The 12705-nt window shown below is 40.5% G+C and carries 13 protein-coding genes; 4 read left to right on the forward strand and 9 right to left on the reverse strand.

From position 1 onward, the window contains the following. Positions 1-28: 28 nt before the first annotated feature. The 6 genes from PHO71_RS10995 to tsaB form a co-directional block, all read right to left on the reverse strand. Positions 29-1198, reverse strand: coding sequence for a 1-deoxy-D-xylulose-5-phosphate reductoisomerase (locus PHO71_RS10995; protein WP_300203052.1), 1170 nt, complete (start codon positions 1196-1198; stop codon positions 29-31). 43 nt (positions 1199-1241) lie between these two features. Then, complete coding sequence (locus PHO71_RS11000; RefSeq protein ID WP_300203055.1) at positions 1242-2102, reverse strand: M23 family metallopeptidase; 861 nt, start codon at positions 2100-2102, stop codon at positions 1242-1244. Between the two features lie 123 nt (positions 2103-2225). Continuing rightward, complete coding sequence (gene rimM / locus PHO71_RS11005; RefSeq protein ID WP_300203058.1) at positions 2226-2762, reverse strand: ribosome maturation factor RimM; 537 nt, start codon at positions 2760-2762, stop codon at positions 2226-2228. Next, on the reverse strand, positions 2759-4063 hold the full coding sequence (murA, locus tag PHO71_RS11010; protein ID WP_300203061.1) for a UDP-N-acetylglucosamine 1-carboxyvinyltransferase: 1305 nt from the start codon (positions 4061-4063) through the stop codon (positions 2759-2761). Before murA ends, rimM begins: the two co-directional genes overlap by 4 nt. A gap of 10 nt (positions 4064-4073) precedes the next feature. Then, positions 4074-4694: a DUF4290 domain-containing protein gene (locus PHO71_RS11015; RefSeq protein WP_300203064.1), complete on the reverse strand. Its 621-nt coding sequence runs from the start codon at positions 4692-4694 to the stop codon at positions 4074-4076. Positions 4695-4751: 57 nt separating this feature from the next. After that, positions 4752-5441, reverse strand: a complete 690-nt coding sequence (tsaB, locus tag PHO71_RS11020) for a tRNA (adenosine(37)-N6)-threonylcarbamoyltransferase complex dimerization subunit type 1 TsaB (protein WP_300203103.1) — start codon at positions 5439-5441, stop codon at positions 4752-4754. Between the two features lie 89 nt (positions 5442-5530). Here tsaB and PHO71_RS11025 point away from each other — a divergent pair, with 89 nt between their 5' ends. The 3 genes from PHO71_RS11025 (at position 5531) to nadD (ending at position 7938) form a co-directional block, all read left to right on the forward strand. Further along, on the forward strand, positions 5531-6409 hold the full coding sequence (locus PHO71_RS11025; protein WP_300203108.1) for a YicC/YloC family endoribonuclease: 879 nt from the start codon (positions 5531-5533) through the stop codon (positions 6407-6409). A 165-nt stretch (positions 6410-6574) separates the two neighbouring features. Next, positions 6575-7141: a guanylate kinase gene (gene gmk, locus PHO71_RS11030; RefSeq protein ID WP_300203111.1), complete on the forward strand. Its 567-nt coding sequence runs from the start codon at positions 6575-6577 to the stop codon at positions 7139-7141. Positions 7142-7332: 191 nt separating this feature from the next. Continuing rightward, positions 7333-7938 carry a nicotinate (nicotinamide) nucleotide adenylyltransferase gene (gene nadD, locus PHO71_RS11035; protein ID WP_300203227.1) on the forward strand — a complete coding sequence of 202 codons (606 nt, stop codon included), beginning with the start codon at positions 7333-7335 and terminating at the stop codon, positions 7936-7938. Between the two features lie 36 nt (positions 7939-7974). On the opposite strand, the gene PHO71_RS11040 is transcribed toward nadD, so the two are convergent. Further along, a complete protein-coding gene (locus PHO71_RS11040; RefSeq protein ID WP_300203114.1) occupies positions 7975-9006 on the reverse strand; it encodes a metallophosphoesterase in 1032 nt (343 codons plus the stop codon). 89 nt (positions 9007-9095) lie between these two features. Between PHO71_RS11040 and PHO71_RS11045 the strand changes: the two genes are divergently transcribed. Next, positions 9096-10007, forward strand: a complete 912-nt coding sequence (locus PHO71_RS11045) for a 1,4-dihydroxy-2-naphthoate polyprenyltransferase (protein WP_300203117.1) — start codon at positions 9096-9098, stop codon at positions 10005-10007. 668 nt (positions 10008-10675) lie between these two features. Here PHO71_RS11045 and rfbB read toward each other — a convergent pair. After that, entirely contained in the window at positions 10676-11812 is a 1137-nt protein-coding gene (gene rfbB / locus PHO71_RS11050) for a dTDP-glucose 4,6-dehydratase (RefSeq protein WP_300203122.1), read from the reverse strand. A gap of 21 nt (positions 11813-11833) precedes the next feature. After that, positions 11834-12703: a glucose-1-phosphate thymidylyltransferase RfbA gene (gene rfbA / locus PHO71_RS11055; protein ID WP_300203125.1), complete on the reverse strand. Its 870-nt coding sequence runs from the start codon at positions 12701-12703 to the stop codon at positions 11834-11836. Positions 12704-12705: the final 2 nt, after the last annotated feature.

Genomic DNA, 12705 nt, shown 5'->3' on the forward strand with positions numbered 1-12705 from the left:
CGTAATGGGAGAAACTCATAAAGCGTCTTTATATCAAGCTCTCGGCAATTTTCCGAGCCTCCGCATCAGTTGCTACATAATCATCATAAGTCGGTGTTGATACGAAAGTAGCACGCTCCATTGTTTTCTCTATCACATCACTCATGCCAAGAAAGCTGATACCATCTTTCAAGAATGAAGCAACGACAACTTCGTTAGCAGCATTTACAATACAAGGCATATTTCCTCCCCGATACATGGCTTCATAAGCTAATGCCAAGTTGCGAAAACGTTTCGTATCAGGTTGTTCAAACGTCAGATTCGTACATTTAGAAAAGTCGAGCCTGTCGAAAGAAGAAGGAATACGATCCGGATAAGAGAATGCATACTGAATAGGCAAACGCATATCCGGCATACCGAGTTGCGCTTTCACCGCCCCATCTTCGAACTGTACCATGGAATGGATAACAGATTGTGGATGTACCACTACTTCTATCTGCGCGGGTTTAACACCAAATAACCATTTGGCTTCAATAACCTCAAAACCCTTGTTCATCATAGAAGCAGAATCAATCGTTATCTTAGCTCCCATATCCCAATTCGGATGTTTCAAAGCTTGTGCCTTGGTAACAGATTTCAGTTGTTCTAACGTACAAGTACGGAACGGTCCTCCTGATGCAGTCAATATCACTTTCTCTATCGGATTGCCGACTTCTCCCGCTAAACATTGGAAGACAGCAGAGTGTTCGGAATCAACCGGCAAAATAGGAGCATGATATTGTTGTGCCAACTGATTGATCAGTTCTCCGGCAACGACGAGCGTCTCTTTATTAGCCAATGCAATAGCCTTTCTTGCACGAATAGCATTGATAGTCGGCTTGAGTCCTGCATATCCTACCATGGCCGTCAGAACCATATCAATAGGTCCGGCTTCCACAATCTGGCAGATAGCGTCTGTACCTGCATATACTTTGATAGGAAGGTCGCTCAACGCATCTTTCAACTGGGTGTATTTCTCTTCGTTGGCTATTACCACCACTTCCGGTTGAAACTTCCTTGCCTGGGCTATTAATAGTTCCACCCGATTGTTGGCGGTCAGCGCATAGGCTTCGTACAGATCGGGATGTTCCTCAATCACTTGTAGTGCCTGTGTACCGATAGAACCGGTAGAACCTAAAATTGCTATCTGTTTTTTCTTTTTATTGTTCTCTATATTCATTATTATCAAGTTCCTTCTTTAATCTATTATCATCATACCCACTTTAATATACGATATATTTCTCCGAATTGACCGGACGACCTTTATACCAGAGTTCAAAGTGTAAATGAGGACCAGTACTGAGGGTTCCGCTGTTTCCGACTAAGGCAATAGCTTCACCTCCTTTCACTCGTTCACCTGCTTTCTTCAGCAGTGAACCGCAGTGTTTGTAAACTGAAATAAAATCTTGATTATGTTGCACAGCTATCAAATAACCTGTTTCAGCAGTATATGTACTCAAAATAACTGTTCCGTCCATAGTAGCTAATACGCTTTCATTGGGATTGGCTGCTATATCCGTTCCGAAATGTTTCTTCTCCGCATCAAAATGATCGGAAACCATACCACGTGTCGGGCGGTAGAAAATTAGTCCGTTTACATCCGGTTGAGAAGCAATGGTTGTCAGATTATACTTTTCAGTTTCTTCATATTGGCGGCGGAATTCCTCTTCGCGTTTAGTACGTTCCATCAAAGTATCATGCCGGGCTGCTGTCAGCGAATCCAATGTTTGCACACTGTCAATCCGTACTTTTCCGCTAAATATATCCTGAATATTCATGATATAGAGGTTCTGCTTGTCCAAGATCTGTTGCAAAGAGTCCACCCGAAGCGCATTATTTACAATCTGACCGCGGACTTCACTATTCATATAACCCGGAAGGTAGTTGCGTAAAGGAGTAAAAGCGATGATACAAGCAGCTATCAAAAAGAGTACCGCCAACACAGTCAGCAAAACGGAAAGACCGTTAAGCTTGGATACATGAAGCCCAACTATCTCTTCAAGTGTGTTCTCATTGGTGATTGTGAGTTTATACTTGAACTTGAAATTATTCCAGAAAGCTTTGCTTCGTCTTCTTTTTGGCATCCTTCGGTTAATTACTAATTAGTTACTTTAATCTATTAAGTAATATATTAAAATTAGTTTTTAATATGCTCTTTGTCATGCATATTATTAATTATGATACATTACTTATTCTTCTTCAATTATTTAATCTTCTTCCAATTCGTCTAAATTCAGCAATCCTTCAGGCAGCTCCACCGTAATAAGTTTCTGCTCCTGATCAATTCCTAAAATAAACTCTTCCTGAGCAGGGACAAGGAATTCTTCTCCTTCCTGTTCGACTACAAAAAGAGTATTCACCGTAGTTGTATCTACTTCTACGACTTCCCCCAGCAATCCGTGATGAACATCTTCCATACGGAAACCGACGAAGAAGTCCCACGACAATTCACCGGCTTCAACTTCACCCACATACTCCACCGGAAAATAAACGTCGATATTGGTAAATATCCGGGCACGCTCGGCTGTGTCCACTCCTTCAAGCTTCACCAAAGCGGTAGAATCTGAACGGAAACGGTATTCTTCGATAAAAAAAGGCACGAAGATTCCATCGAGCAGACATATCAGGTAATCACAATCTGCACGGTCGAAAATATCATCCGTAAACGTAAATTGCAACTCGCCGTGAATGCCATGCGGCTTATTAAATATTCCAATCTTATATACTTCTTCTTTCTTTATCATATACGGGTAATTCTTGCTCCGATAGCGTTCAGGCGTCCTTCAATATTCTGGTACCCCCGGTCTATCTGTTCAATATTACTGATGGTACTTGTTCCCTCCGCACTCATAGCAGCAATCAGCAAAGCGATACCTGCACGAATATCGGGAGAGGTAAGACGGGCACCACGCAGGGTAAAACCGTGATTATGTCCGATGACAACGGCACGGTGCGGATCACACAAAATAATCTGTGCTCCCATATCTATTAATTTGTCCACAAAGAACAAACGACTTTCAAACATCTTCTGGTGAATCAATACGCTTCCTTTGGCTTGTGTAGCTACTACCAGCATCACACTCAACAAGTCCGGTGTCAATCCAGGCCATGGAGCATCGGCTATCGTCATGATGGAGCCGTCAATAAAAGATTCGATCTGGTATGTTTCCTGAGCAGGGACATAGATATCGTCTCCCTTCTGCTCCAGTTTGATGCCCAAACGACGAAAACTTTCCGGGATAATGCCGAGATTTTCGTTAGAAACGTTCTTAATGGTAATCTCACTTTTGGTCATTGCTGCCATACCAATGAAACTGCCCACCTCAATCATATCGGGCAATACGGTATGTTGCGTACCATGCAGTTCCTCCACACCCTCTATTGTGAGCAGATTGGATGCAATGCCGCCGATCTTCGCTCCCATTCGATTGAGCATACGGCAGAGTTGTTGCAAATAAGGTTCACAAGCAGCATTGTAGATGGTAGTCGTACCTTTAGCAAGCACAGCAGCCATTACAATATTAGCAGTACCGGTTACGGATGCTTCGTCCAGCAGCATATAGTTGCCTTGAAGACGGTCAGCAGTAATTGCATAAACACCACGTTCTTCATCATAACGAAAATCAGCTCCCAGATTTTGAATGCCGACAAAGTGAGTATCCAAACGCCTACGACCAATTTTATCTCCACCCGGTTTCGAGATCAGTGCTTTACCAAAACGGGCTACCATCGGACCGATCAGCATAACCGACCCACGGAGACTTGAGCATTTTTTCAGGAATTCATCACTTTCAAGATAAGTAAAATCAATGTTTTCAGCTTTGAAAGTATAAGAATCAATACCCTGCTTTGCAACCGTTACTCCCATCTCCCGCATAAGCTGAATCAGGTTATTGACATCCAATATATCAGGTATATTGTTCACCGTCACTTCCTCTGCAGTCAGCAACGTGGCACAGATAATCTGCAAAACTTCGTTTTTGGCTCCTTGAGGATGAATTTCCCCACTGAGCCGATGTCCTCCTTCGATTACAAATGAAGCCATAGAATTTTGATTAATATCTTCTCCGTTGATTATTGTTATTATTCCTGTTATTGTTATAAGTCGGCTTCGGACGATAATTCTGATTCAGACGTTCTCCCATCAAACGGAGGATATCATCTGTCAGTTCGAGTTTGCCATCCGAAAGTTCGTTCAAATCTTCCGCAATCTTATGATCGTCCACTGTATCTTTATTCCAGGCCATGTAATCCTTCTTCATATGGTTACAAATCATTGCTACCAAGTTTCTCTTTTCGTTTCCTTCCGGAAATTCACAGGCTTTCTTTATCAAAACTTCCAAAGTATGCCCGTAATGACGATAGTGCATACGAATATTAGAATAAGGTATCGATTCCGGTTTAGTCACCAAATTATCTTTACGGATAATTTCATACGGATAGTCAATATCCAACTCAAAACCAGACATGATAGCCAAGTGATCCCAAAGTTTATGTTTGAAATCAGGTACATCGCGCAGATGGGGAAACATATTTCCCATAATGTTGATAATTGTATTGACACAACGCTGACGTTCGGCACGATCCTGAATAGTCAGCGCAAAATCTACCATATTCTGGATACTACGTCCGTATTCGGGAAGCGGCATTCTTTTTTGTTGGGTATTGTATTGCATTTATTAAATTGAGAATTAAAAATTAAAAATTGAGAAAAATACTATGTCCGGTTTAGGTTAAAGAAGTTTTTTGGGCTGGGAAGCTACGAATTCTTTCAGGTAAAAAGGTTCGAAGTAAGCAACGTCTTTGTAATCTTCCAATGCCACGGCTTTCTCTGCCAGCGGGTACATCATCTTTGCTAACGGATGAACGTTCTCGATAAAGTGTGCATTGGGATGAGTGATTTTCTCACGACATTTTTCTGCTCCGTTACCAAAAAAGTAAACAGGATGTTCGTCGAGAAATTCAAGATAAGAATTCTCGTCTACGATGTCGGCAGCAATCTCACGTTTCACTTTCAAAGCACGATCGTAAATAGCTGCGTATACTTCCATACGACGGGCATCTATCATCGGACAAAGTAAAGCATCTTCGGGCAAGTCGTGTTGTAACAACACCGGAACACAAAGAATTTCTAATGTGTGAATGCCAATCAATGGGATATTGCGACCATAACAGATACCTTTTGCCATCGAAACACCGATACGAAGTCCTGTGTAAGAACCGGGTCCGCAACTGACGGAAACAGCATCCAACGGGATAGCATGATTATCAATAAATGATAACGCTTCGTCTACAAACACTCCCAAAGAAACGGCGTGTGAAGGGCCTTTCAAGTCTTCTTTCACAAAAATCGTTTGTCCGTCTTGACTGGCCGCTACCGAGCAAACAGAGGTAGAAGTTTCAATATTCAGTATACACGACATAAAAATCAACTTATTAAATTGTGGCAAATTTACATGATTATTTCCAATTCTTAAAATAATCGTGTACTTTTGCACAAAACTTTAAGATTATGATACAGTCAATGACAGGATATGGCAAAGCTACCGCCGAACTTCCTGATAAAAAGATAAACGTAGAAATCAAGTCGCTCAACAGCAAGGCAATGGATCTCTCCACTCGTATTGCTCCGGCTTACCGTGAAAAAGAGATTGAAATCCGCAATGAGATTTCCAAAGTTCTGGAACGTGGAAAAGTAGATTTCAGCTTGTGGATAGAAAAAAAGGAGAGTACGGACGGTGTGACTCCTATTAATCAGGCTTTGGTAGAAGGTTACTACAAACAAATTCAGGCTATTTCCGAAAATCTTGGTATTCCTGCTCCAGCAGACTGGTTCCAAACATTGCTCCGTTTACCGGATGTCATGACTAAAACTGAGATTCAGGAACTGACGGAAGAAGAATGGAAAATGGTACATACAGCTGTATTGGAAGCTATCAACCACTTGGTTGATTTCCGTAAGCAGGAAGGTGCCGCATTGGAAAAGAAGTTCCGTGAGAAAATCGGTAATATTAACCATCTGCTCGAAACCGTTGCTTCCTTCGAAAAAGAACGTGTAGAAAAAGTAAAAGAACGCATCACTGATGCACTAGAGAAGACCTTAAGCGTAGATTACGACAAGAACCGGTTGGAACAGGAATTAATTTATTACATTGAGAAGCTGGATGTTAATGAAGAGAAACAACGCCTCAGCAATCACCTGAAATACTTTATCAATACATTGGAAAACGGTAACGGTCAAGGTAAAAAACTAGGATTCATCGCCCAAGAAATGGGACGTGAGATCAATACATTAGGTAGCAAATCCAATCATGCAGAAATGCAGAAGATCGTCGTACAGATGAAAGACGAGCTGGAACAAATCAAAGAACAAGTATTGAATGTAATGTAAATAAGGTCATTCCAGAAGCAAAATAGGTCATTAATATAAAATTCAGGCACTGATTACATGGATTTAGTTAATCAAAGAATTGTGAAATCCGTGAAATCCATGTAATCAGTGTCTGAAAAATAGTTATTATAGGCTTTGACACATCTTCATTCTTAAATTATAGTTATGAGTGGCAAATTAATTATCTTTTCTGCTCCCTCAGGTTCGGGCAAATCTACTATTATCAATTATTTATTGACACAGAATCTGAATTTTTCATTTTCTATTTCAGCTACTAGTCGTGCTCCACGCGGAACAGAAAAACATGGAGTTGAATACTTCTTTCTTACTCCGGAAGAGTTTCGCAGTCGCATCGAGAATAATGAGTTTTTGGAATACGAAGAAGTATATCAGGACCGTTATTATGGGACACTGAAGTCTCAGGTAGAAAAGCAATTAAAAGAAGGACAGAATGTCATCTTTGATGTAGACGTTGTAGGCGCATGCAACATCAAGAAATTCTATGGCGACCGTGCTCTGTCTGTTTTTATCCAGCCGCCTTCTGTTAAAGAGTTACGTAGCCGGTTGGAAGGTAGAGGAACAGATGCTCCGGAAGTTATTGAAAGTCGTATTGCGAAAGCCGAATATGAGCTTGGCTTTGCCTCTAAATTCGATAAAGTCATTATTAATGATGACTTGGAGGCTGCAAAAGCAGAAGCTTTGAAAGCAATTAAAGAGTTTTTAGATAAATAAGAAGTAAACAAAAAATGGCTAAGAAGTATCCCAGAAAAGTGATTGCCAACATGACGGTGTTATGTGCAGCTACAGGCATTGTCAGTCTGATTATGGGGGTGTGCAGCCTTTTTTTAGGAAAGTGGATTATTGCTGCTCTCCTTTTAATAATTACTCTCAGGCAAGCGTTTATTCTTCCTAAATGGATGAAAATGTTAAAGGAAGGACAGAAGGATAAAGGCGAGAAAATAAAAACCGGAATCTTTAGTGGTTCATTCAATCCCATCCATATCGGACACTTAGCCTTGGCTAATTATCTCTGTGAGTATGAGGGATTAGATGAAGTCTGGTTCATGGTTACTCCGCAAAATCCACTAAAAGAGCAATCCGAGTTGTGGAGTGATAAATTACGTCTGAAGTTAGTGAAACTAGCTATCAAAGATTATCCGTATTTCTCCGCTTCTGATTTCGAGTTTCATTTACCACGTCCTTCTTATAGTGTCCATACATTAGATAAATTACGCGCCGCTCATCCCGAACGGGAATTCTATTTTATCATCGGTGCAGATAATTGGTCACGTTTCGACCGCTGGTATGAATCGGAACGTATCATCAAAGAGAATCAGATTCTTATTTATCCGCGTCCGGGATATCACATCGAAGAAGGTGAATTACCGGAAACTGTGCGTCTTGTTCATTCACCCGAGTTTGAAATTAGTTCAACTTTCATCCGTCAGGCTCTTTCTGAAGGAAAGGATATCAGATATTTTGTTCATCCAAGGGTTTGGAGCTATCTGTCTATGCGTTCAAAAAGTTGATTACTAAAGCAAATAACCGATTAGCCTTTAACAGTTTTACTCTTTTTTCGCACTATGTAGAGTAATCATTATTATTTCTGCCGGAGCGCCGATACGAATTGGTAACTGTGATGTTCCAATACCATTCGTTACAATCAGCGGAGCTTTATTTGAGTTATAAGTAAATCCTGTAAGAAAACGCATACCATAATGAGAGTTTTGTATCGGAGCTTTACCAAATATACGAACTTGTCCGCCATGGGTATGTCCTGCCAAAGCAAGATCTGTATTAGCAATCGACACATCTTCCACATAATCAGGAGTATGTACCAACAGAACAACAAAGTCTTTGGGAGAAAGAGCCAAAGTGGGTGATACCCCGTTCTTTGTCAAATCAAAAGGATTACGTACACCGGCAATCAATATTTGCTGACCGTCTTTACACAATGTGTCTACTTTATGCTCCAACACGTGCATTCCATAATGCTCCATCGTACGGATTATCTCGTCATGACAACGCTCATAATCATTATTTCCCATCACACCGTATATTCCCATCGAAGTTTTCACCTCCGAAAGTGCAGCAAACAAGGGTTCCACATGTTCACATCCTTCCTGATAATCCCCTCCCATCAACAACACATCTGCTTTTTGCTTATTCAACAAACGGACAAGATTGCGCAACGAAGTCTGCCCAAACAGACTTTTATAATGCAAGTCGGAAATGAAAGCAATTCGAAATCCATCGAATGCTTCAGGGATATCATTGTGTGTAAAATCATAATACATTACCCGCTCTATACCGGAATAATCTGTGCCCAAATTTAATGAGGAAGAATATATTTTTACTCCGGGCGCAGCCTCGTCAGAAAAAATTTCCACTTTTACCTTGCCATTCTGCTCCATCTGTTCAGTCAAATCATTGATTTCCGAATGTTTGGGTGGAATATATGTATCTTTCTGTAGAGATTGGATAGTATCTGTAGCCAATGTAGCCACCGCTGAACTTGCTAACACATTTTTCTTCGACTTACAGGCAGTCAAGGCAAATAGCACCAATAATAAGAAAGGATAAAACTTCTTCTTCATGATCTTTTGATATAATGAACAAAGATAAAAGAATTTCGTGTACCTTTGTCCATGAAAGTGCTTAATTGTAGAGAAATAAATAAAACAAGATGGAAAAAGTTAAATGTAATTCGCTATATGCATGGATATTAGCAGCACGTCCCAAGACACTGACCGGAGCTATTACTCCCGTAATGGTGGGCACAGCACTTGCCGCAATGGACGGACATTTTCAATGGTTTCCTGCCCTTGTTTGTTGTCTGTTTGCGAGCTTGATGCAGATTGCGGCTAACTTTATCAATGACCTTTTTGATTACCTCAAAGGCACTGATCGCGAAGACCGGCTCGGTCCGGAACGTGCTTGCGCTCAGAGATGGATTTCACCGGAAGCCATGCGGACAGGAATCATTATTACCATCATACTGGCTTGTCTTATCGGCAGTACATTATTATTTTACGCCGGATGGGAACTTATACTTTTAGGACTTATTTGCGTACTTTTTGCTTTTCTCTATACAACGGGACCTTACCCTTTGTCTTACAATGGTTGGGGCGACGTTCTTGTTATCATATTTTTTGGTTTTGTGCCTGTAGGTGGAACTTATTACGTGCAAACATTAACGTGGAGTCCAGACATAACCATAGCTTCTCTAATTTGCGGATTACTCATCGACACTCTGCTGGTGGTAAACAACTATCGTGACCGTGAAGCAGACGCCCGAAGTGGGAAACGTACTGTCATCGTTCGCTTTGGAGAGCGTTTAGGACAATATCTTTATCTAATATTAGGATTACTCGCATCTTTACTTTGCCTCTGGTTTTTAATCGACGGACATTGGTTCGCCGCACTTCTACCCCAATTTTATATTATTCCTCACATTCGCACATGGAGAAAAATGGTAACAATTCATAGTGGTAAGAAATTGAATAGTATACTTGGAGAAACTTCTCGAAATATGTTATTATTCGGGATTCTTTTATCAGTTGGAATGATTATTAACTTCCTTATAGCTTTTGAATGAACCAGGGCATACTACATAATAAAAGATTTGCAGCAATATGATATTTAGAAACCCATATAAAGAGAAGAGTGATATTGTTAATATCATCTTTGTGCTTATTGCTTTAGGAATTATTCCATTTGCTTACAAATACTTGTATCTGATCATCAATATAGTGATATTGATATATGCGAATATTCTTTCAACTCTTGTTGTCAACAAGGTAATTAGAATATTACTTATGATCATCTTTCTAGCTGGATTAGCAGTATGTTTAATGAAAGGACTTCAAACCACCTCCTGAGATATGATTAACTGTAATTAAGTGTATTATCAATTCGGTGAATGCAGGATATTTCCACTGTAAAATTGATTAATAATGTGCCAATTGACTATACTATATACCGCATAGCATTGGCACATTAGCAAACTAATTATTCAAAACCATATGAATCTGTGTCATCTGCATTTAACTTCATCGAAAAATCAATAAAAATCCTCCATCAGTAACATTAAATATTTATTAATTCAATTTTGCTGACGGAGGTTTTCTTTCTACGAATGTTTTATTTCTTAACATGATGACCTATACATCATCGAAATGGTTCTTGAAAATAATTCCTCTATATAATACAGGGATTCCTCTTAATATATGAGATACCAACACAAAAACCTGACTTTTTATAAAATTATTTCCCGTACATTTTTTCGTAGTATCCTTGATAATCGCCACTGGTCACTTCATCTACCCAAGCTTGATTATTCAGATACCATTCGATAGTCTTCACAATACCAACTTCAAATTTCGTTTCCGGATACCAGCCCAAAGCATTCGTGATCTTAGTTGGGTCAATAGCATAACGTTGGTCGTGTCCCAAACGGTCCTTAACAAAGGTAATCAAATCTTCGTTTATCCAATCGATTGCAATTTCTCCCTTTTCGTCTTTTACTTTTTTCTTCAAGACCTGACGATATTCAGGATGTTCTTCCATCAATCGGCGGATCGTTGCAATAGTCAGCTTCACGATTTCAAGATTTGTTTTTTCGTTATGCCCGCCCACGTTATATGCTTCACCTTCTTTACCATCACGTACCACGAGGTCAATTGCCTTGCAATGGTCCTCCACGTAAAGCCAGTCACGCACATTGCTGCCATCGCCGTAAACAGGTAAATGTTTACCTTCGAGAATATTCTTGATAATTAGTGGAATCAGTTTCTCCGGAAAATGGTACGGACCGTAGTTATTAGAACAGCGGGTAATCGTTACCGGCATTTTATAAGTATCGTGATAAGCCATCACCACCATATCAGCACTTGTTTTGGATGCACTGTAAGGGCTGTGAGGACAAAGCGGAGTTGTTTCAGTAAAGTAACCTTCTGCTCCGAGAGAACCATATACTTCGTCGGTAGATACCTGATGATAACGTACACCTTTTCTCCAGGTAGGATATCCTTGTTCGTCCTTACCCATCACCCATGCACGGCGAGCGCAATCCAACAGGTTTTGCGTACCGAGAATATTAGTAATCAGGAACAATTGAGGATTTTCAATGCTGCGATCTACATGACTTTCAGCGGCAAAATTCACCACATAGTCGAAACGATATTTGCCAAAAAGACCATCCACCACATCATGGTCACAGATATCCCCTTTAATAAAAATACAACGTTCGTTATCGATGTCTTTTGCAATAGTACCCAGATTGCCTGCATATGTCAAAGCATCCAGGACAATCACTTTTATGTCACTGTGTTTAGCTAGAATATACTTAATATAATTGGCACCAATAAATCCTGCGGCACCGGTCACTAAATAAGTTTTCATATATAATTCTTTATGTTGATTTTAGGATTGTTTCGCCAGTTCTATAAGATATTTACCGTATTCGGTCTTTTCAAGGTGTTGCCCCAATACAAGCAGTTGTTCCGATGAAATCCATCCCTGACGCCAAGCAATTTCTTCAATACAACTCACATAGAACCCTTGACGATTTTGGATAGTTGCTACAAAGTTCGAAGCTTCAAGCAAACTGTCACAGTTACCTGTATCCAACCAGGCAAATCCACGACCAAACAATTCCACCTTCAATGTACCTTCTTCCAGATAAAGACGGTTCAGATCCGTTATTTCATACTCCCCACGAGCCGAAGGTTGGAGCGAAGCTGCTTTAGCAGTTACGGTGGCATCGTAAAAATAAAGTCCGGGAACAGCGTAATTGCTTTTCGGATGTACCGGCTTTTCTTCCAGAGACATAACCTTTCCCTGTTCGTCAAATTCCACCACACCGTAAGCACGAGGATCTTTTACATAATAGCCGAAGATACAAGCACCTCTTTTCATGCCGGCAGCACGGCGTAGCATAGCAGAAAATCCCTGACCATAAAACATATTATCACCGAGAATCAAACAGCCGGGCTCTCCATTCAGAAAATCGGCTCCAAGCACGAAAGCCTGCGCCAATCCATTAGGTTTCTCTTGAATCTTGTAAGAAAATGACATTCCCAGTTCTTCACCTGTCCCCAACAAGTCGCGAAACATAGGAAGATCACGCGGGGTAGAGATAATCAACACTTCGCGTATTCCAGCCAACATCAGTGTAGATAGCGGATAATAAATCATCGGCTTATCATACACAGGCATTATTTGTTTGGAAATCGCTTTAGAAAGCGGATAGAGACGTGTAGCACTCCCTCCTGCCAGAATAATTCCTTTCATCT

Origin of the sequence: Bacteroides sp., assembly GCF_028690125.1 — a bacterium.
In the GTDB taxonomy this organism is placed as follows: domain Bacteria; phylum Bacteroidota; class Bacteroidia; order Bacteroidales; family Bacteroidaceae; genus Bacteroides.

Excerpts from the sequence above, each read along its gene's own strand:
- PHO71_RS10995 (WP_300203052.1), bottom strand. The coding sequence starts at position 1,198 with ATGAATATAGAGAACAATAAAAAGAAAAAACAGATAGCAATTTTAGGT.
- PHO71_RS11000 (WP_300203055.1), bottom strand. The coding sequence starts at position 2,102 with ATGCCAAAAAGAAGACGAAGCAAAGCTTTCTGGAATAATTTCAAGTTC.
- rimM (WP_300203058.1), bottom strand. The coding sequence starts at position 2,762 with ATGATAAAGAAAGAAGAAGTATATAAGATTGGAATATTTAATAAGCCG.
- murA (WP_300203061.1), bottom strand. The coding sequence starts at position 4,063 with ATGGCTTCATTTGTAATCGAAGGAGGACATCGGCTCAGTGGGGAAATT.
- PHO71_RS11015 (WP_300203064.1), bottom strand. The coding sequence starts at position 4,694 with ATGCAATACAATACCCAACAAAAAAGAATGCCGCTTCCCGAATACGGA.
- tsaB (WP_300203103.1), bottom strand. The coding sequence starts at position 5,441 with ATGTCGTGTATACTGAATATTGAAACTTCTACCTCTGTTTGCTCGGTA.
- PHO71_RS11025 (WP_300203108.1), top strand. The coding sequence starts at position 5,531 with ATGATACAGTCAATGACAGGATATGGCAAAGCTACCGCCGAACTTCCT.
- gmk (WP_300203111.1), top strand. The coding sequence starts at position 6,575 with ATGAGTGGCAAATTAATTATCTTTTCTGCTCCCTCAGGTTCGGGCAAA.
- nadD (WP_300203227.1), top strand. The coding sequence starts at position 7,333 with ATGTTAAAGGAAGGACAGAAGGATAAAGGCGAGAAAATAAAAACCGGA.
- PHO71_RS11040 (WP_300203114.1), bottom strand. The coding sequence starts at position 9,006 with ATGAAGAAGAAGTTTTATCCTTTCTTATTATTGGTGCTATTTGCCTTG.
- PHO71_RS11045 (WP_300203117.1), top strand. The coding sequence starts at position 9,096 with ATGGAAAAAGTTAAATGTAATTCGCTATATGCATGGATATTAGCAGCA.
- rfbB (WP_300203122.1), bottom strand. The coding sequence starts at position 11,812 with ATGAAAACTTATTTAGTGACCGGTGCCGCAGGATTTATTGGTGCCAAT.
- rfbA (WP_300203125.1), bottom strand. The coding sequence starts at position 12,703 with ATGAAAGGAATTATTCTGGCAGGAGGGAGTGCTACACGTCTCTATCCG.